The sequence below is a fragment of the Halomonas sp. BLK-85 genome (genome assembly GCF_044792155.1).
Lineage (GTDB): Bacteria > Pseudomonadota > Gammaproteobacteria > Pseudomonadales > Halomonadaceae > Vreelandella.
Genome location: NZ_CP087731.1, coordinates 1,781,232 through 1,799,913, shown reverse-complemented (window position 1 = coordinate 1,799,913; position 18,682 = coordinate 1,781,232). Strand labels below are relative to the sequence as shown.

General features: G+C 56.7%; 15 protein-coding genes and 1 pseudogene. 8 read left to right on the top strand and 8 right to left on the bottom strand.

The features are described from left to right. Positions 1-2: 2 nt before the first annotated feature. From LL947_RS08080 to LL947_RS08045, 8 genes are all read right to left on the bottom strand, one after another. Entirely contained in the window at positions 3-815 is an 813-nt protein-coding gene (locus tag LL947_RS08080; protein ID WP_499832896.1) for a class I SAM-dependent methyltransferase, read from the bottom strand. A gap of 5 nt (positions 816-820) precedes the next feature. After that, positions 821-2,536: an AMP-binding protein gene (locus tag LL947_RS08075; RefSeq protein ID WP_499832895.1), complete on the bottom strand. Its 1,716-nt coding sequence runs from the start codon at positions 2,534-2,536 to the stop codon at positions 821-823. A gap of 77 nt (positions 2,537-2,613) precedes the next feature. Continuing rightward, on the bottom strand, positions 2,614-3,522 hold the full coding sequence (locus LL947_RS08070) for a hydroxymethylglutaryl-CoA lyase (protein WP_499832894.1): 909 nt from the start codon (positions 3,520-3,522) through the stop codon (positions 2,614-2,616). Positions 3,523-3,555: 33 nt separating this feature from the next. After that, positions 3,556-5,640 carry an acetyl/propionyl/methylcrotonyl-CoA carboxylase subunit alpha gene (locus LL947_RS08065; RefSeq protein ID WP_499832893.1) on the bottom strand — a complete coding sequence of 695 codons (2,085 nt, stop codon included), beginning with the start codon at positions 5,638-5,640 and terminating at the stop codon, positions 3,556-3,558. Continuing rightward, positions 5,637-6,467 (bottom strand): enoyl-CoA hydratase-related protein, encoded by an 831-nt coding sequence (locus tag LL947_RS08060; RefSeq protein WP_499832891.1) that lies wholly within the window; start codon positions 6,465-6,467, stop codon positions 5,637-5,639. Before LL947_RS08060 ends, LL947_RS08065 begins: the two co-directional genes overlap by 4 nt. A gap of 10 nt (positions 6,468-6,477) precedes the next feature. Further along, entirely contained in the window at positions 6,478-8,085 is a 1,608-nt protein-coding gene (locus LL947_RS08055) for a carboxyl transferase domain-containing protein (protein ID WP_499832890.1), read from the bottom strand. Positions 8,086-8,137: 52 nt separating this feature from the next. Next, complete coding sequence (locus tag LL947_RS08050; RefSeq protein WP_499832889.1) at positions 8,138-9,307, bottom strand: isovaleryl-CoA dehydrogenase; 1,170 nt, start codon at positions 9,305-9,307, stop codon at positions 8,138-8,140. A 149-nt stretch (positions 9,308-9,456) separates the two neighbouring features. Next, the gene (locus tag LL947_RS08045) at positions 9,457-9,918 is read right to left on the bottom strand and encodes a MerR family transcriptional regulator (RefSeq protein ID WP_290821666.1); all 462 of its coding nucleotides are present in this window, start codon (positions 9,916-9,918) and stop codon (positions 9,457-9,459) included. A 350-nt stretch (positions 9,919-10,268) separates the two neighbouring features. On the opposite strand from LL947_RS08045, the gene LL947_RS08040 reads away from it, so the two are divergent. The 8 genes and pseudogenes from LL947_RS08040 to mmsB form a co-directional block, all read left to right on the top strand. Next, complete coding sequence (locus LL947_RS08040; protein ID WP_290821664.1) at positions 10,269-11,063, top strand: ABC transporter ATP-binding protein; 795 nt, start codon at positions 10,269-10,271, stop codon at positions 11,061-11,063. Continuing rightward, the gene (locus LL947_RS08035) at positions 11,060-11,800 is read left to right on the top strand and encodes an ABC transporter ATP-binding protein (protein WP_499832888.1); all 741 of its coding nucleotides are present in this window, start codon (positions 11,060-11,062) and stop codon (positions 11,798-11,800) included. Before LL947_RS08040 ends, LL947_RS08035 begins: the two co-directional genes overlap by 4 nt. A gap of 107 nt (positions 11,801-11,907) precedes the next feature. After that, positions 11,908-13,131, top strand: coding sequence for an ABC transporter substrate-binding protein (locus tag LL947_RS08030; RefSeq protein ID WP_404413380.1), 1,224 nt, complete (start codon positions 11,908-11,910; stop codon positions 13,129-13,131). An 84-nt stretch (positions 13,132-13,215) separates the two neighbouring features. Continuing rightward, complete coding sequence (locus LL947_RS08025) at positions 13,216-14,103, top strand: branched-chain amino acid ABC transporter permease (protein WP_290821658.1); 888 nt, start codon at positions 13,216-13,218, stop codon at positions 14,101-14,103. Between the two features lie 2 nt (positions 14,104-14,105). After that, entirely contained in the window at positions 14,106-15,098 is a 993-nt protein-coding gene (locus LL947_RS08020) for a branched-chain amino acid ABC transporter permease (RefSeq protein ID WP_290821656.1), read from the top strand. Between the two features lie 270 nt (positions 15,099-15,368). Beyond that, a complete protein-coding gene (locus LL947_RS08015; protein WP_290821654.1) occupies positions 15,369-16,523 on the top strand; it encodes an acyl-CoA dehydrogenase family protein in 1,155 nt (384 codons plus the stop codon). Positions 16,524-16,570: 47 nt separating this feature from the next. Further along, positions 16,571-17,686 carry an enoyl-CoA hydratase/isomerase family protein gene (locus LL947_RS08010; RefSeq protein ID WP_499832887.1) on the top strand — a complete coding sequence of 372 codons (1,116 nt, stop codon included), beginning with the start codon at positions 16,571-16,573 and terminating at the stop codon, positions 17,684-17,686. 30 nt (positions 17,687-17,716) lie between these two features. Next, positions 17,717-18,625, top strand: a pseudogene (mmsB, locus tag LL947_RS08005) (3-hydroxyisobutyrate dehydrogenase); the annotation flags it as partial. Between the last annotated feature and the right edge of the window lie 57 nt (positions 18,626-18,682).

Genomic DNA, 18,682 nt, shown 5'->3' with positions numbered 1-18,682 from the left:
ATCTAGCCAACCCTGGCGCCTACCTCCACGACGCTGATAGCACCTTTGCTCAGATTGCTGACCAGATTCTTGCCCATGGTGATAAAGCACTCACCGAAGACCAGTTGAGGAGATAATGCTGCCTGACGGCTCTGCTGGCGTTCTTTTTTCCGCTGGCGCTGGCGCCAGGCCAGGGCGTCGTCACTCCAGTCAACAAATTGATCGATATGATAGCCGGCCTGTTCCAGCTGTTGGCGTAGCTGATCGGCGCTTTCCAGATGAGAGTGCCGGGCATCGCTTGCCCAGGGTACCGGATAGTGCATGGTATTTGCATGCGGGCCGCGGACCACTTCATGCATTACCAGCCTCCCTTCAGGCCGCAATACCCGGTGGCATTCATGCAGCACACTAGCGCTATCCGGCATATTCAGAAAGCTGTGCTGGAACAGCACGGCGTCCATACTGGCATCTGCCAGGGGCAGGTTCAGCGCATCCGCGGTAATGCAGTGAGCACGTTGTTCCAGCCCGGCCAGCTGCGAAAGCCCCTGATTCAAACGGTTAAACCCATGAGTAATGTCCAGCCCGAGCATTTCGAAACCGGCGTCAGCAGCCTGACGCATCAAGCCACCGGCACCGGCACCAATATCCAGCACCCTGGGGTGGGTGTGCGGGTCAAGCAGGCCTATCAGTCGGGCAGAGGCCTTGATGCCGCCGATATGCAACTGATCCAGTGGGGCCAACTGAAAAAATGTTGGCCCGTCAGGGTAGTGCTTGGCCACCTTGTCGAGCACGCTATCTACGCTGAGATGCTGCTGGTAATGCTGGGCAAGCGTCATCTGCGCTAGTCCTTTTTGCCATCGTCCAGTCCGAGTTCCTGGATGGAGATTTCGCGCATCTTGAACTTCTGGATCTTGCCGGTCACGGTCATCGGGAAGTCCTCCACGAATTTGAAGTAGCGCGGAATCTTGAAGTGGGTGATCTTGCCCTTGCAGAAGGCCCGCAGATCTTCGCTGGTGATGTCGTCGTTGCTACCGTTGAGCTTGACCCAGGCAATCAGTTCCTCGCCGTATTTCTTGTCGGGCACGCCGGTGACCTGCACCTCGGAAATTGCCGGGTGGGTATACAGGAATTCCTCGATTTCCTTGGGATAGACGTTTTCACCACCGCGGATCACCATATCCTTGATGCGCCCGACAATCTGGACGTAGCCTTCTTCATCCATGGTGGCGAGGTCGCCGGTGTGCATCCAGCCGGCTTCATCGATGGCTTCCTGGGTGGCCTTGTCGTTATTCCAGTACTTGAGCATGATGCTGTAACCCCGGGTGCACAGCTCGCCGATCTCGCCACGTGGCAGAATGCCGCCGTTGCCCGGGTCAACAATCTTGGTTTCCAGGTGCGGTTGGGTACGGCCGACGGTGGAAACGCGCTTCTCAATGCTGTCATCGGCGCCGGTCTGTGTGGAAACCGGGCTGGTTTCGGTCATGCCGTAGGCAATCTGCACACCTTTCATGTTCATCTTGTTGATCACCTGGCGCATGACTTCGGCCGGGCAGATAGAGCCTGCCATGATCCCGGTACGCAGAGTTGAAAGATCGAATTGATCAAATTCAGGATGGTCCAGTTCGGCAATAAACATGGTCGGCACCCCGAAAAGGGCCGTGGCGCGCTGGGAATGAACCGCCTTGAGCACCGCTTCCGGTTCAAACCCTTCACCCGGATAGATCATGGCGGCGCCATGGGTCATGCAGCCAAGGTTACCCATGACCATGCCAAAACAGTGGTAGAGGGGGACCGGAATCACCAGGCGGTCGTCACTGGTAAAGCCCATGCTTTCAGCAACGAAAAAGCCGTTGTTCAGAATGTTGTGGTGAGACAGGGTCGCCCCTTTGGGAAAGCCGGTAGTGCCCGAGGTGTACTGAATGTTGATAGGGTCATCAAACTGCAGGGTGGCCTGCAAGTCGTTAACGTCTTGCTGGCTGACGGTGTCAGACTGCGCCATGAAATCCGTCCAGCGCCACATACCGGGGTATTTTTCAGCGCTAAGATTGATCACGCATTCCAGTTCCGGCAGCTTCTGGGATTTCAGCTGACCCTCGGCGCTGGCGGTAAGCTCCGGTGCCAGTTCCATCAGCATGGCGCGATAATCGGATAACCTGAAACTGTCAGCGGTGACCAGGAAACGGGCGCCGGACTGATTGAGAGCGTATTCAAGCTCGTGGGTGCGATACGCCGGATTGATATTGACCAGAATGGCGCCCACCTTGGCGGTGGCAAACTGGGTCAGCGTCCACTCGCTGCAGTTGGGCGCCCAGATGGCCACACGGTCGCCAGGTGTGACGCCAATGGCCAACAGAGCGCGGGCACAGCGGTTGACCTCCTCCTGTAGTTGACGATAGCACCAGTGAATATCCTGATGGAGCACGATCAGTGCATCGTTATCCGGGTACTCGGCAACAATCTGGTCAAACTTGTCGCCAATCGTCATGCCCAGCAGTGGCTTTTGAGCGGTGCTGCTGGTGTAGCTGGGAAGCATGAGGGCTGAAGGTTGTGGTGCCATGGGTGTGTCTCCGAGATTTTTTTGTTGTCCGAACGAAATACCAACACAGTTTTTATTATAGGAAGTGGGGTCAGGCGCTAGGTATGGGATCGGCCTTTTGCCTGCGCTACCCGTGAACCTGGGGTGCGGCCCAGTTCAGCGGTAATCCAGTAGCCGATATCAATCACCGCCTGCAGATCAATGCCGGTGTTGATACCCAGTCCTTCCAGCAGGTAGAGAACGTCTTCCGTAGCGACGTTGCCCGAGGCGCCCTGTGCATAGGGGCAGCCACCAAGACCTGCCGTTGAGGCATCCACCACGCTGATGCCTTCTTCAAGTGCGGCATACAGGTTGGCAATTGCCTGGCCGTAGGTGTCATGGAAGTGGACGGCCAGATGATTCATGGGGATCTGGCGGTTGACCGCGTCCAGCATGCGCTTGGCTTTCAGCGGTGTGCCAACGCCAATGGTGTCGCCCAGGGAAATTTCATAGCAGCCCAGCTCCCATAACGCTTTGGCCACCTCAGCCACGCGTTCTGGGTCGATATCGCCCTCGTAGGGGCAACCTAATACGCAAGACACATAGCCGCGCACCCGAACGCCCGCTTCGCTGGCGCGGGCCATGACCGGTTCAAAACGCTCCAGGGACTGGGCAATCGTGCAGTTGATGTTCTTGTGTGAAAATGCTTCGGAAGCGGCGGCAAACACCGCCACTTCTTCGACCCTGGCCGCAATCGCACTCTCAAGCCCTTTGAGGTTGGGCGTCAGGGCAGAGTAAACAACGCCTTCTCTGCGCCGGATACCCGTCATGACGTCACTGGCGTCGCCCATCTGCGGTACCCACCTTGGCGAGACAAAACTGGCGGCCTCGATATGCGTCATACCTGCATCCGCCAATCGCTCAATCAGGGCAATCTTGGTCGCAGTGGGCACCAGGGTGCCGGGCTCGTTCTGCAGCCCGTCCCTGGGCGACATTTCAAACAGCCGGACTGAATCAGGCAGTGACATGGCAATCTCCTGTGTCTGGGTCATGGTGGAAGATCAGTCGTCAGCCGCAAATTCGAGCAGCACATCACCCTGGCCCACCGTATCACCGGCGCTGAAGTGGAAGGCCGCTACATAGCCATCAGCCGGGGCGGTCATGGTGTGTTCCATCTTCATGGCTTCCATGACCATCAGCGGCATGCCTTTCTCAACCGCCTGATTGGGCGCTACCAGCAGAGTGACGACGGTGCCATGCATAGGCGCAGTCAAGGTGGATTCCGCCTCATGGTGGCCGTGGTCGATGGCATCAATACGCCGCCAGAACAGACGGGTTTCACCTGCCGGGTCAGACAGCACCACCAGATTGCGTTCATCACCGACCAGGCGCGCCTGCAGGCGTTGGCGGTGACCATCCAGCGTTACTGCAACCGCATCACCTGCCAGCTGCTGCAGGCTGGCGTTCAGCGTCTGGCCGTCGACATTGCCGCCGTTGAATGTCAGCTGCCAGGGAGCCTCGCCGTTGGCCCGAGTGCCTTCAACGACCACAATCTGGTCTGACGTATCGTCCTTGGCATGATCCGGGTCGCACAGCGCAATCCGGATGGTATGCGGGGCGTTCAGACGAAAGCCGTCATGCCGATCCCAGGGGGAGTCGCTTTCGCACTCATGGGCCAACTGGCCCAGGCCGATCAGCGCTGCGCTGGCGTATTCCTCGACCCGGTACTGGCGGGGCGCAAACAGGGTGGCTTCATTGCGCTCGATAAAACGCGTATCAAGCTCAAGGTTCCTGAAACCGGGGTGGGTGGATAATCGCTGCAGAAATGCCCGGTTGGTCACCACGCCCTGAACATCCAGCGCCGCCAGGGCGCGGTTCAGCGTCGCAAGCGCCGCATTGCGGTCAACACCATGCACAATCAGCTTGGCCAGCATAGGATCGTAATGCATGGACACCACGTCGCCGCTTTCTACGCCGCTGTCCAGGCGTACCTGATCCGTGCCCAGCCCAGCGCCTTCCAGATCCAGCGCGAAGCGGCTCAGGGTGCCAGTGGCTGGCAGGAAGTCCTGCTCCGGGTCCTCTGCGTACAGGCGGGCTTCAAAGCTGTGACCGGTGATGGTCAGGGCGTCCTGGGAAAGCGGCAGTGCCTCGCCCATGGCCACCCTTAGCTGCCACTCCACCAGATCCTGGCCGGTAATCATCTCGGTGACCGGATGTTCGACCTGCAGACGGGTGTTCATTTCCATGAAATAGAAAGAGCCGTCAGCATCGAGAAGGAATTCGACGGTGCCCGCGCCCACATAATTGATTTCCTGAGCGGCGCGTACAGCGGCGTCGCCCATGGCGGCGCGTAATTCGGGTGTCATGCCAGGCGCCGGGGCCTCTTCGAGGACCTTCTGGTGACGACGCTGCACCGAGCAGTCGCGCTCGAACAGGTACACCCCGTTGCCGTGACGGTCGCAGAAAACCTGAACTTCCACATGGCGGGGCTGTACCAGGTATTTCTCGATCAGCATGCGGTCATCGCCGAAAGCGGCTTTGGATTCTCGCCGGCAGCCATCCAGCGCAGCCTGGAAGGCTTCAGTGGATTCAACGACCCGCATGCCCTTACCGCCGCCTCCGGCGCTGGCCTTGAGCATCACCGGATAGCCAATCTTGTCGGCTTCGGCCTTGAGCAGGGCGTCATCCTGATCATCGCCGTGGTAGCCCGGCACCAGCGGCACGCCAGCAGCATGCATACGCGCCTTGGCGGAAGACTTATCGCCCATGGCGGCAATCGCCGAAGCCGGAGGGCCAACAAAGGTAATACCGGCCCTGTCGAGGGCTTCCACAAAGGCACCGTTTTCCGAAAGGAAGCCGTAACCAGGGTGAATCGCACCGCTGCCGGTGCGCTTGGCCGCTTCCACCACGGCGCTCATATCCAGGTAGCTGTCACGGGCGGCGGCCGGGCCGATACGTACCGCTTCATCCGCCTCACGCACATGGCGGGCGTTGGCGTCGGCATCCGAATAAACCGCCACGGTTTTCAGGCCCATCCGCCGGGCGGTTCGCATTACCCGGCAGGCAATCTCGCCGCGGTTAGCCACTAACAGGGTGTCGAATCGAGTCTGTTGTCGTGTCTGCTCGAGAGAATGTTCAGAAGTCATGAGCGTGGCTCCGCAGCGTTTGTTGTTGTGGTGTGAGGCTCTGTCCAGGCCGGGCGGCGCTTGTCGAAAAAGCTTGCCAACCCTTCCTGGCCTTCATTGCTGACGCGCAGGCGGGCAATCACTTCACAGGTATGCTCGCGAGTGGCGTCACTGGTGGGTGACAGAGCAACGCTGGCAAGCAGCGCCTTGGTGGCGCGCTGGCCTTGGGGAGAACCGCCCAGCAGGGTTTCCAACATGTCTGCGATGGCATCGTTCAGGGCGTCAGGAGCAACTATCTGATGGGCAAGACCCAGATTCAGCGCGGTGGCGGCATCCATGACTTCCGCCGTCAGCGCAAAGCGGCGCATCTGACGCTCGCCCAGGGCTCGCTGCACGTAGGGGCTGATAACCGCCGGCGACAGGCCAATCCTGACTTCTGACAGACAGAATCGGGCTTTTTCAGAGGCGATCACCACATCACAGCAGGCGGCCAGCCCGACCGCACCGCCAAACGCTGCCCCCTGAACGCGGCACACCGTGGGGCAGGGCAGGGTATCCAGGCCATGCATCAGAGCGGACAGTTTGCGCGAATCGGCCAGATTATCCTCCAGGGAGTAATCCACCATGCGCTTCATCCAGTTAAGGTCAGCGCCTGCCGAAAAACTCTTGCCTTCAGAGCCCAGCACCACCACCCGAACGTCGCCAGCGTCTGCCAGTACATGCAGTTGTTCCAGGTGGGCGTTGAGTTCAGCAATCAGATGATCATCAAAGGCGTTGTGAACGTCCGGGCGGTTGAGTAGCAGCCAGGCAACACCATTGTCGTGCAGTTCAAGTGAGGAATAAGCCACGGTTTGCTCCTTACATCCGGAACACGCCGAAGCGCGTTTCTTCAATCTCGGCATTCATTGCCGCCGCCAGGGACAGGCCCAGTACCTCCCGGGTCTGGGCAGGGTCGATCACACCGTCATCCCACAGCCGGGCACTGGCGTAGTAGGGGTGGCCCTGGTGTTCGTATTGCTCGCGGGTGGGCTGTTTGAACGCCTCTTCCTGTTCAGACGTCCATTCGCGGCCTTCACGTTCATGTTGCTCGCGCTTGACCTGGGAAAGCACGCCGGCGGCCTGCTCGCCACCCATGACCGAAATACGTGCATTAGGCCACATGAACAGCAGGTTGGGATCGTAGGCGCGACCACACATGCCATAGTTGCCCGCGCCGAAGCTGCCGCCAATCAGCACGGTGAATTTAGGCACCCTGGCGCAGGCCACGGCAGTAACCAGTTTGGCACCGTGTTTGGCGATGCCTTCATGCTCATATTTGGAGCCGACCATAAAGCCGGTGATATTCTGCAGGAAGATCAGCGGAATCTTGCGCTGGGTGCACAGCTCGATAAAGTGTGCGCCCTTGACGGCACTTTCCGAAAACAACACACCGTTATTGGCCAGGATGCCGACCGGATGACCATGAATATGCGCAAAGCCGGTGACCAGGGTGTCGCCGTAGTAACGCTTGAATTCATCAAAATCAGAGCCATCGACGATGCGACCAATCACTTCCCGAACGTCAAAGGGCTTTTTTAGGTCGGTGCCGACAATGCCGTAAAGCTCTTCCGGGTCGAGCTGTGGCGGTCTGGGTGCCTGCATGGCCAGTTCGCCGCGTTTCTGCCAGTTAAGCCGTGATACACAGGCGCGCGCCAGTTGCAGGGCGTGGGCGTCATTCTCAGCGTAATGATCTGCCACGCCGCTGAGTTTGGCGTGAACGTCGGCACCCCCCAGGTCTTCAGCGCTGATGCTTTCACCGGTGGCTGCTTTCACCAGCGGCGGGCCACCCAGAAAGATGGTGCCCTGCTGCTTGACGATGATAGATTCATCCGCCATGGCGGGTACGTAGGCGCCGCCTGCGGTACAGGAACCCATGACCACGGCGATTTGCGGAATGCCTTCAGCGGACAGAGTAGCCTGGTTATAGAAGATTCGACCGAAGTGGTCGCGGTCCGGGAAGACTTCATCCTGGCGAGGCAGGAAGGCGCCGCCGGAATCGACCAGATACAGACACGGCAGACGGTGTTTGCGGGCGATTTCCTGGGCGCGGACATGCTTTTTGACGGTCAGTGGAAAGTAGGTGCCGCCCTTGACGGTGGCGTCGTTGGCCACGATGACGCATTCGACCCCGGACACCCGCCCAATGCCGGTAACGACCCCTGCCGCAGGTACGGCGCTTTCGTAAACGTCGTGGGCGGCCAGCGCTGAAAACTCAAGAAAAGGCGAGCCTTCATCAATCAGGTGGTCAATGCGATCACGGACAAACAGCTTGCCCCTTGATTCATGTCGTTTTCGGGCTTGTTCACCGCCACCCTGGCAAATGGCAGCAGTCAATGCTTGCAGTCTGTCGACTTCTGCCTGCATACCGGCCGCGTTGGCCTGGAAGGCTTCGCTGCGAGAATTGACCTGGGTTTTTAACATGGCCATTGATCGGCTCCATTAACGCTTGATAGTGAAAATGACGGGTGATGAGCCATGTTTAGTTTGATTCGGTGAACAGCTCGCGGCCGATCAGCATTCGGCGGATCTCGCTGGTGCCCGCGCCGATTTCATACAGCTTGGCATCGCGCAGCAGGCGGCCGGTGGGGTATTCATTGATGTAGCCATTGCCGCCCAGCAGCTGAATGGCGTCCAACGCCACCTGGGTAGCCTTTTCAGCGCAATAGAGAATTACTCCGGCGGCATCCTTGCGTGAGGTTTCGCCCCGGTCGCAAGCGCCGGCGACCGCATAAAGATAGGCACGACAGGCATTCATGGTGGTGTACATATCGGCGACCTTGCCCTGGACCAGCTGGAATTCACCGATTGGCTGGCCAAACTGCTTGCGTTCATGAAGGTAGGGCATGACCACATCCATGGCCGCCTGCATGATGCCTATCGGCCCAGCAGCGAGAACGGCGCGTTCATAGTCCAGTCCGCTCATCAGAACGCGCACGCCTCTGCCTTCCTGGCCGAGTATGTTTTCTGCCGGCACGGCGCAATCCTGAAAGACCAGTTCGCAGGTGTTGGAACCGCGCATGCCCAGTTTGTCGAGCTTCTGGGCGGTGGTGAAGCCCGGCATGCCCTTTTCGATAATAAAGGCGGTAATACCTTTCGAGCCGGCGTCCGGGTCGGTCTTGGCGTAAACCACCAGCACATCGGCATCCGGCCCGTTGGTAATCCACATCTTGTTGCCGTTGAGAATATAGTGATCGCCGTCTTTACGCGCGCGAAGCTGCATGGCGACCACATCCGATCCTGCACCCGGCTCAGACATGGCCAAAGCACCGATGTGATCGCCACTGATCAGCTTGGGCAGATAGCTGGCTTTCTGTTCCGGCGAGCCATTGATTTTCAGCTGGTTAACACACAGATTGGAATGGGCACCGTAGGAAAGGGCAACGGAAGCGCTCGCCCGGGAAATTTCCTCCATGGCTATACAGTGGGCGAGATACCCCATACCGCTACCACCGTCTTCTTCCGAGACGGTAATACCGAGCAGGCCCATATCGCCAAACTTTTTCCACAGATCATGAGGGAATTCATTGCTGGCATCTATTTCGGCGGCGCGTGGGGCAATTTCATCCCGCGCAAAGGCATTGACCTGCTCACGCAGCATGTTCAGTTCATCGTCAAGGCCGAAATTCAGTTCTGAGTAGTGGGTAAACATGGTCAATCACCTTTTACGTGTCAGCGATAGAGGCAGAGCAGCTTGCCCCTGGCTCTGGATATCCGGGTCTTCCTGGTTGTCGGAGAAACTCCCATCAGCAATCAGCCGCTCCGGGCGTGATTGGACAGACGTGTCTCCAATCCTGAAACTCAATGCACCGTGGCCGATTTATCGCTGCCTTTGGTGGAGGATGGTTTCCCTTCTCTGTCCTGGGGCTCGATCTCCTGGCGTTCATTGAGCTCTTCCAGTGCCTGGCGGCAGCGAATCTCGGCACTTTCCAGTTCCAGCTGCACCATGGTGATATCTTTCATCTGCTGTTCCAGGGCAGCGCGGCGCTCGGAAATCTTGCTTAGCATCAGGTGCAGCTGTTTCTCGCTACCACTGCGGGTTTCATCCCAAAGTTCGAAAAGTTCACGGATCTCTGCCAGGGAAAAACCCAGCCGCTTGCCGCGCAGCGTCAGCTTGAGACGTACACGGTCCTTGCTGCTGTAAACGCGGGTCTGACCGCGGCGGCTGGGGTGCAGGAGTTCCTGGTCTTCATAAAAGCGAATGCTGCGTGTGGTCACATCAAATTCACTGGCCAATTCGCTGATGGTGTATGTTTTGCTCATCGCATCATGTCCCTTGTTAGGTTCTCTCGACGAGGTTAGGTGTCAGGGGATACGTCATTATCGAACCTTGAAATTGAGGCTAAAACAAGTTCACGTTAACGTAAAGGATAAATTAAATATTGCGATTGTCACGTCTTTCAGGTTCAAGTCATTGATATACTGAGCCATGTCGTTAATTTGCAGTGCTTGTGAAACCATGGATAGACCAAAGTTCTAATTGTCAGGCACCCATATGCGTTGCTAGGTTGAGGTTACATCTTACGTTCAGGTAAGGAAAGAGCGCCGGCTAACCAAGTTGTCTGGTCGGTGGATTCAGTCAGCACAATAACAACAAAGAGGCTTGTTACGGTATGAGTGCAGACGAAGCTCTGGCCAGCAGAATGGTTCTTGAAACCCGCGGACTCACCAAGGAGTTCCGGGGCTTTACGGCGGTTGACGACGTTAATCTCCAGGTTCAGGACGGGCATATTCATGCCCTGATTGGCCCAAACGGGGCCGGAAAGACAACCGTCTTTAACCTGCTTACCAAATTCCTCCCGCCTACCCGAGGTGAGATTCTCTATCGTGGAAAGTCGATCACCCGTCTGAAGTCCAATGAGATTGCCCGCATGGGCATCATCCGCTCATTTCAGATCTCCGCTGTATTTGCCCACATGACAGCTCTGGAAAACGTACGCGTAGCGTTGCAGAGAAATCTGGGTACTTCGTTTCACTTCTGGAAGTCGGAAAAATCTCTGGATCATCTTAACGAGCGGGCATTGGCATTGCTGGATGAGGTAGGGCTACGCGATTACGCCGATATTCTGACCGTGGAGATGCCCTATGGGCGCAAGCGTGCACTTGAGGTGGCGACGACCCTGGCATTGGAGCCCGACCTGATGCTGCTTGATGAGCCTACTCAGGGCATGGGGGCCGAAGACGTTGACCGTATTGTCGAGTTGATCAAACGGGTTTCCAAAGGGCGTACGGTATTGATGGTCGAACATAACCTGAGTGTTGTCAGTCGTTTGTGTGATCGTATTACGGTGCTTGCCCGTGGGGCAGTTCTGGCTGAGGGTGATTATGACAACGTTTCCTGTAATCCGCTGGTACGTGAGGCCTATATGGGCAGTGAAGCCGCGGAAGAAGAGGGGGCGCAGGCATGAATACGGCAGAATCGCTTGAAACGCAGCAGCCGCAGCAGGCTGAGATGATCCGCGTGCAGGATCTGCATGCTTTTTACGGTGAGTCACACATCCTGCATGGCGTTGACTTCAACGTCAAACGAGGGGAACTGGTGACCCTGCTCGGTCGTAATGGTGCCGGGCGCAGTACCACACTCAAGTCAATCATGAACATGGTGGGGCGCAGAACGGGTTCGATCATGATTAATGGCAATGAAACCCTGTACATGAAACCCCATCATATTCCACGCCTGGGTATCGGTTACTGCCCGGAAGAGCGCGGAATCTTTGCCAGCCTGGATGTGCATGAAAACCTCTTGTTACCGCCCACGGTGCGTTCGGATGGCATGTCGCTGGATGATATCTATGCCATGTTTCCCAATCTCTATGAGCGTCGGCGTAGCCCGGGTACGCGCCTTTCCGGCGGTGAGCAGCAAATGCTGGCCATGGCACGCATTCTTCGAACGGGAGCGCGTATTCTGCTGCTCGATGAAATTACCGAAGGCCTGGCGCCGGTGATTGTCCAGAAACTGGCAGAAGTGCTGACACAGTTAAAAGAGCGGGGCATGACAATCGTATTGGTTGAGCAGAACTTTCGTTTTGCCGCACCGCTGGCGGATCGCCACTTTGTGATGGATCACGGCCAGATTGTCGAGGAAATTTCAGCGGCCGATCTACCTTCGCGCCGGGAACATCTCAACAGCATGCTGGGGGTGTAAGTACACATAACATTACTCACGTAAGCCAACAGTACGTTCCAGACCTGAAAACAGCATAACTGTAAGTCGTAACACAACAACAAAGGCCTCAGGGCCAGGAGACGAGCATGACGTTCATGAAAAAAACGCTGACCGCCAGTATTACTCTTGCCGCAGCGACCAGCATGGCCATATCGACCGCCCAGGCTGACATCAGCGATGGCGAAGTGCGTATCGGGTATCTGGCCGATATGTCGGGTACCTATCGTGATCTGGCTGGCCCGGGTGGTGAGGCAGCCATGGAAATGGCGATCGAGGATTTCGGTGGCAGTGTTAACGGTGCACCAATTGAAATTCTAAGTGCCGATGATCGTAACAGCGCGGATGTAGGCGCCAACACGGTGCGCGAATGGATTGATCAGGACAACGTCGATATGGTGGGTGGCCTGGTGGCCTCGTCTGTGTCTATCGCTGTTACCAAGGTTGTTGAAGAAAATAACAAACTGGCCATTATTTCTGGATCAGCTGCATCGAGCATTACCAATGAGCACTGCACGCCCAATCACATTCACTATGTCTATGATACCTACCCACTCGCGAACGGCACCGCGAAAGCGGTGGTTGATCAGGGCGGCGATAGCTGGTTCATGCTGACCGCCGATTATGCCTTCGGCCATGCGCTGGAAGGCGACGTCACCGAGGTGGTTGAGGAGAGTGGTGGCGAAATTGTTGGCGGCGTCCGTCATCCGTTCCCGACCAGTGACTTTTCCTCCTATATTCTTCAGGCGCAAGGGTCTGGTGCCAAGATTGTTGGTCTGGCCAATGCCGGTGCCGATACGGTCAATGCCATTACCACTGCCAGCCAGTTTGGCCTGACCCAAAGCGGTCAACAGCTTGCCGGTCTGCTGATCTTCCTCAACGATGTTCATTCTCTCGGTTTGGAGTCCACCCAAAACCTGTTGCTGACGACTGGCTGGTACTGGGATATGGATGATGAAGCGCGTGCCTGGTCAGATCGCTATTTCGAAGAAGTGGGTGCCCGCCCAACCATGGTGCAGGCAGGGATCTACTCAAGCACCATGCATTATCTGAAGTCTGTTGAAGCGGCAGGGACTGACGACCCTGAGGTAGTGCGTGCCCAGATGGCGGCTGAGCCGATCAACGATTTCTTCGCCCGCAACGGTCAGATCCGTGAAGATGGCCGTATGGTGCACGACATGTATCTGGCTCAGGTGAAAACCCCTGAAGAGTCAACGGGTGAATGGGATCTTTATAATATCCTGAGCACCATCCCTGCCGACGAAGCTTACCGTCCTTTGTCCGAAAGCCAGTGCGATCTGGTACAGAACTGAGCCGCGTAACAGTTTATCAGGATAAGTGACTGAGGCGGCCGATAATCATCGGCCGCTTCGCGTGACGGCGAGGAGTATTTCACCATGACGATGATATTTGGCGTGCCCCTGGCGGTGTTTATGGGGCAGCTTACCCTGGGGTTGGTCAACGGCGCCTTTTATGCATTGCTGAGTCTTGGGTTAGCGGTTATTTTCGGCTTGCTGAAAATAATCAATTTTGCTCACGGCGCGCAATACATGCTGGGTGCATTTGCGGCGCTTCTGGGTTTTCGCTATCTGGGGATCAATTACTGGCTGGCACTGATTCTTGTTCCGCTGGTAGTGGGTGCCTTCGGAATGCTGCTGGAGCGGTATCTGCTGCGTAAAATCAGTCACCTGGATCATCTCTATGGCTTGCTGCTGACCTTTGGCCTGGCGCTGATTATTGAAGGAACCCTGGTCAATTTCTTCGGGGTTTCAGGCGCACGCTATGCCACACCGGAAGTGCTTCAGGGCGGTCTGGATCTGGGCTTCATGTTCCTGCCGACCTATCGTGCCTGGGTGCTCGTCGCGGCCTTGGCGATGTGCCTGTTTACCTGGTTCATGATTGAGCGTACCCGTTTGGGGGCCTATCTACGCGCCGGTACCGAGAATTCCCAGTTGATGCAGGCCTTTGGTGTCAACGTACCGCTTCTCATTACATTGACCTACGGTTTCGGTGTGGGGCTGGCAGCGTTTGCCGGCGTGTTGGCGGCACCGCTTTATCCCGTCTCGCCGACCATGGGTTCAAGCCTGTTGATTGTGGTATTTGCCGTGGTGGTTATCGGCGGTATGGGGTCGATTTTCGGCGCCATCATGACAGGCCTGGCGATGGGTGTTATCGAAGGTCTAACCAAGGTGTATTACCCGGAGGCCGCCAATACGGTGATTTTCCTGGTAATGATTCTAGTTCTGATGTTCCGCCCCGCGGGCCTGTTCGGTAAGGAGGCATAATCATGTCAGACGCTCAAACCCTCGCTAGACCCTCGGCAGTAATGGAACGTCAAAAGCGTGCCATCATGCGCCGCAACCTGTTTTACGTTGCGCTTGTTGTGGTGGGGTTAGTGGCTCCTTTTGTGGCCTATCCCGTTTTTCTGATGAAGGTGCTGTGCTTTGCCCTGTTTGCCTGTGCCTTTAACCTTTTGCTGGGTTATGCCGGGCTTTTATCGTTTGGTCATGCGGCTTTTCTGGCGACAGGTGGCTACATCACAGGCTATCTGTTGGCAAGCTACCCGGGCCTGACGCCGGAGATTGGCATTATGGCAGGCACGCTGGTGGCCACTGCTTTGGGTGCACTGTTTGGGATTCTGGCAATCCGCCGGCAGGGCATCTACTTTGCCATGGTCACTCTGGCGCTGGCTCAGCTGGTGTATTTCGTGTTCGTTCAGGCGCCTTTTACCGGTGGGGAAGACGGTCTGCATGGTGTGCCGCGCGGTGAACTGCTGGGCTTTATCAGCCTGAGCAACAACCTGGCCATGTACTACTTTGTCTTCGCGGTCTTCCTGTTCGGCTTTGCGTTGATCCAGCGCACGGTGCATTCTCCTTATGGACAAGTACTGAAAGCCATTCGTGAAAATGAACCGCGTGCCGTTTCTCTGGGCTACAACACGGATATGTACAAGCTGGTGGCGTTTGTGATTTCTGCGGCCCTGGCAGGGCTGGCGGGTTCCACCAAGACAGTGGTTTTCCAGCTGGCGTCATTGACAGATGCGCATTGGCATATGTCAGGCGAGGTGATCCTGATGACCCTGCTGGGTGGCGTAGGCACCCTCTTGGGGCCAATTATGGGCGCCGGTATCGTGGTCAGCCTGCAGCACGTCCTGTCGCAATCGCCGCTTGGCAATTGGGTAAGTGTCATTCTGGGGATTATCTTCGTGATCTGCGTATTGAGTTTCCGCAGTGGTATCGTGGGTGAAATTGCCCGCATGTATAACAAGAATTTCAAATAAACATTTCTTCTATCCAGCGTCAGTCAAAGGCGCCCCATGATTGTCTGTCCGATGGTTTGGCGCTTTAGGGCGCCTTTTTTGTGGCTGCTTTGCATGACCTCAACAGACTCTAGCCAAAAGTCGCATTAGGCAAGTCATTGCCTGCGGGGGTGTGAGATAGTAAGTTAACGTAAACGTCAATGAGCCAGCGGCGGCTGGTTTACCTGTTCAAGACTATCAATAACCATAACAGCAAGCTATCAGCCCCTGGCTGACCAAGTGGAGAACCTCATGAATTTTGAGCTCAACGAAGATCAGATAGCCTTCGCCGATATGGCGCGCAATTTCGCGCAAAACGAACTGGAACCCCATGCTGCCAAGTGGGATCAGGACGCTATTTTTCCTGTCGATGTGATCCGCAAGGCCGGCGAGCTGGGTTTCTGCTCACTCTATGCGCCAGAAAACGTCGGTGGTCTGGGGTTATCGCGGCTGGATGCCAGCATCATCTTTGAGCAGCTCTCCATGGGTTGCACGTCAACCACCGCGTATCTGACGATCCATAACATGGTGACCTGGATGCTGGCGGACTTCGGCAAGCCTGAAGTGGTAGAGCAATGGGGTGAGAAACTGGCAACCGGGGAGCTGCTGGGCTCCTACTGCCTGACCGAACCCAATGCGGGCTCTGATGCGGCCTCTTTGAAAACCACCGCCAAGCGTGATGGCGATGAGTTTGTCCTCAATGGCAGCAAGGTGTTCATCTCCGGCGCCGGTAGCACCGATTTTCTGGTGGTGATGGCGCGTACCGGCGGCGAGGGTCCCGGAGGTGTTTCCGCCTTTGCCGTGGATGCCAAGAGCGCCGGTATCAGCTACGGACGCAAGGAGGAAAAGATGGGCTGGAACAGCCAGCCCACCCGGATGGTCATCTTTGAAGATGTACGTGTACCAGAGAGCAATATGCTGGGTGACGAGGGTGATGGTTTCAAAATAGCCATGAAAGGGTTGGATGGCGGGCGGATCAACATTGCGACCTGTTCGATCGGTACGGCACAGCAGGCTATCAACAAGGCCAGGGAGCACATGCTTGAGCGTAAGCAATTTGGCAAGCATCTGGCGGATTTTCAGGCGCTGCAGTTCCGTATTGCGGATATGGTCACCGAGTTGGTGGCGGCGCGTCTGATGGTGCGCATGGCTGCTGCCAAGCTGGATGCCGGTACGCCGGACGCGGGGGTGTACTGTGCCATGGCTAAACGCTACGCCACGGACATTGGCTTCAATGTATGCGATGAAGCTCTACAGCTATACGGTGGCTATGGCTACATCAAGGAATACCCGATGGAGCGCTATGTGCGTGATACGCGGGTTCACCGCATACTGGAAGGCACCAATGAAATCATGCGGTTGATCATTTCCCGCCGTGTGTTGGCTGATAACGCCGCTGAACTATAGGCTGGTCAAGGTCAGTCAAACGGATAGACGAGCTAACAGGAGTGCCTATGAGCAGTGTGATTTTCAGAGAACACCCGACCCGGGATGGTCATATCGTTGCCGAGATATGCCTCAACGCAGAGCGCAGCCTGAACGCGCTGACCCTGGAAATGATTGAGGAAATCCTGCCGCAACTCAACGATTGGGAAAGCAATGAGCAGGTAGTCGCCATTCTGCTTGATAGCGCCGGCGAAAAGGCGTTCTGCGCGGGCGGCGATGTGGTCAATCTTTACAAGGCGATCATCGGTGATGGGGACCCGGCGTTTCCACAGCGATTTTTTGATCGGGAATATCGTCTGGATTATCGCCTGCATACCTACACCAAGCCCATTATCTGCTGGGGCAATGGTTTCGTCATGGGCGGGGGGATGGGGCTGTTAAGTGGCAGCAGTCACCGTATAGTTACCGAAACCTCGCGCCTGGCGATGCCAGAGGTCACCATTGGCCTCTACCCGGATGTGGGTGCCAGCTGGTTTCTTAATCGTCTCTCCAACGGCACCGGGCGTTTCCTGGCCATTACCGGTAGTCAGATCAATGCGCTTGATGCCCACCATCTGGGCCTGGCTGATCGGCTGATTGCCAGCGATAGACGCGACACTCTGGTCGAACAGTTAACCCAGGCGCAGTGGAGCAATGAAGACAGCATTGATGCCCAGGGCGTTGTGAATCGCGTTCTTCGACAGCTTGAGCGCGACTCCCAACCCGCGTTTGCCGAGCTGGACTCACCGGTATACAGGTTTGGTTCTCTGATTCGCAAGTTGATGGATCATGACACCATCGAGCAGGCAGTCGGCGCTATTCTGGCGGTTGAAAGCGACGATAAGTGGTTCCAGAAAGCTCAGAAAACGCTCGCGCATGGCAGTCCTGTTTCAGTCAAGCTGATTGATGAGCTGCTCAAACGCGCCAAGCATATGTCATTGGCGCAGGTCTTCCAGGCTGAGCTGGCGCTTTCAGTGCAGTGCTGTCGCCACCGCGAATTCCCGGAGGGTGTGCGGGCGTTACTGGTCGATAAGGATAACCAGCCACAGTGGACTTATCCGGATGTTACCTCAGTAGAAGACAGCTTTATTGACGGTTTGCTGACGCCACCCTGGACAGACAATCCTCTGGATGACCTGGGCTAGGACGTTTTTTTTGATCAACGAAACGCATACAAGGATAACAAGATGACGACAGTTGCTTTTATCGGTCTGGGTAATATGGGTGGGCCCATGGCGGCCAACCTGGCCAAGGCCGGTTTTGAGGTGCGTGCCTTTGACCTGTCTGATCGGGCACTGGATATAGCCAGTGAGCAGGGCTGCCATGTGGTTGACTCTGCCCTGGAAGCGGCCAGCGGTGCTGACGTGGTGATTTCGATGCTGCCTGCCGGCAAGCACGTTCGTGGGCTCTATGTCGATGGCGCAGCACCGCTATTTGATGGTATGGACAAAGGCGCATTGGCCATTGACTGTTCGACCATCGACGCGGATACCGCCCGTGAAGTGGCCGCGGCTGGCACTGAAAAAGGCGTCGGTTTTGTGGATGCACCGGTCTCCGGGGGCGTCGGCGGTGCCAAGGCCGGTACGCTGACCTTTATCGTCGGTGGCAGCGAGGCGCAGTTTGCCCAGGCCAAGCCAGTGCTTGAGGCCATGGGCAAGAATATCTTTCATGCCGGTGATCATGGCGCTGGGCAGGTGGCCAAGGTATGTAACAACATGCTGCTGTCAATTCTGATGGCAGGCACCTGTGAAGCGATCAATATGGGGGTCAAGAACGGTCTTGATCCAGCGGTATTGTCAGAAATCATGAAGCAGAGCTCCGGCGGAAACTGGGCGCTTAACGTCTATAACCCCTATCCGGGCGTGATGGAAAATGCGCCGGCCTCGAATGGCTATCAGGGCGGCTTTATGGTGGACCTGATGTTCAAGGACCTGGGGCTTGCCATGGATGTCAGCCAGCTCAGTGGCTCACCGGTACCCATGGGGTCTGCTGCGCGCTCTCTGTTTACCCTTCACCGCGCCAAGGGCAATGGCAGCAAGGATTTCTCCAGCCTGATGGAGTTCTACAAGGATGGTGACGCCTGAATGGCGAGAAGCGTAAAGTGCATCGCGGGGTGGCTTGGCGAAGCAAGCCACCCGTCT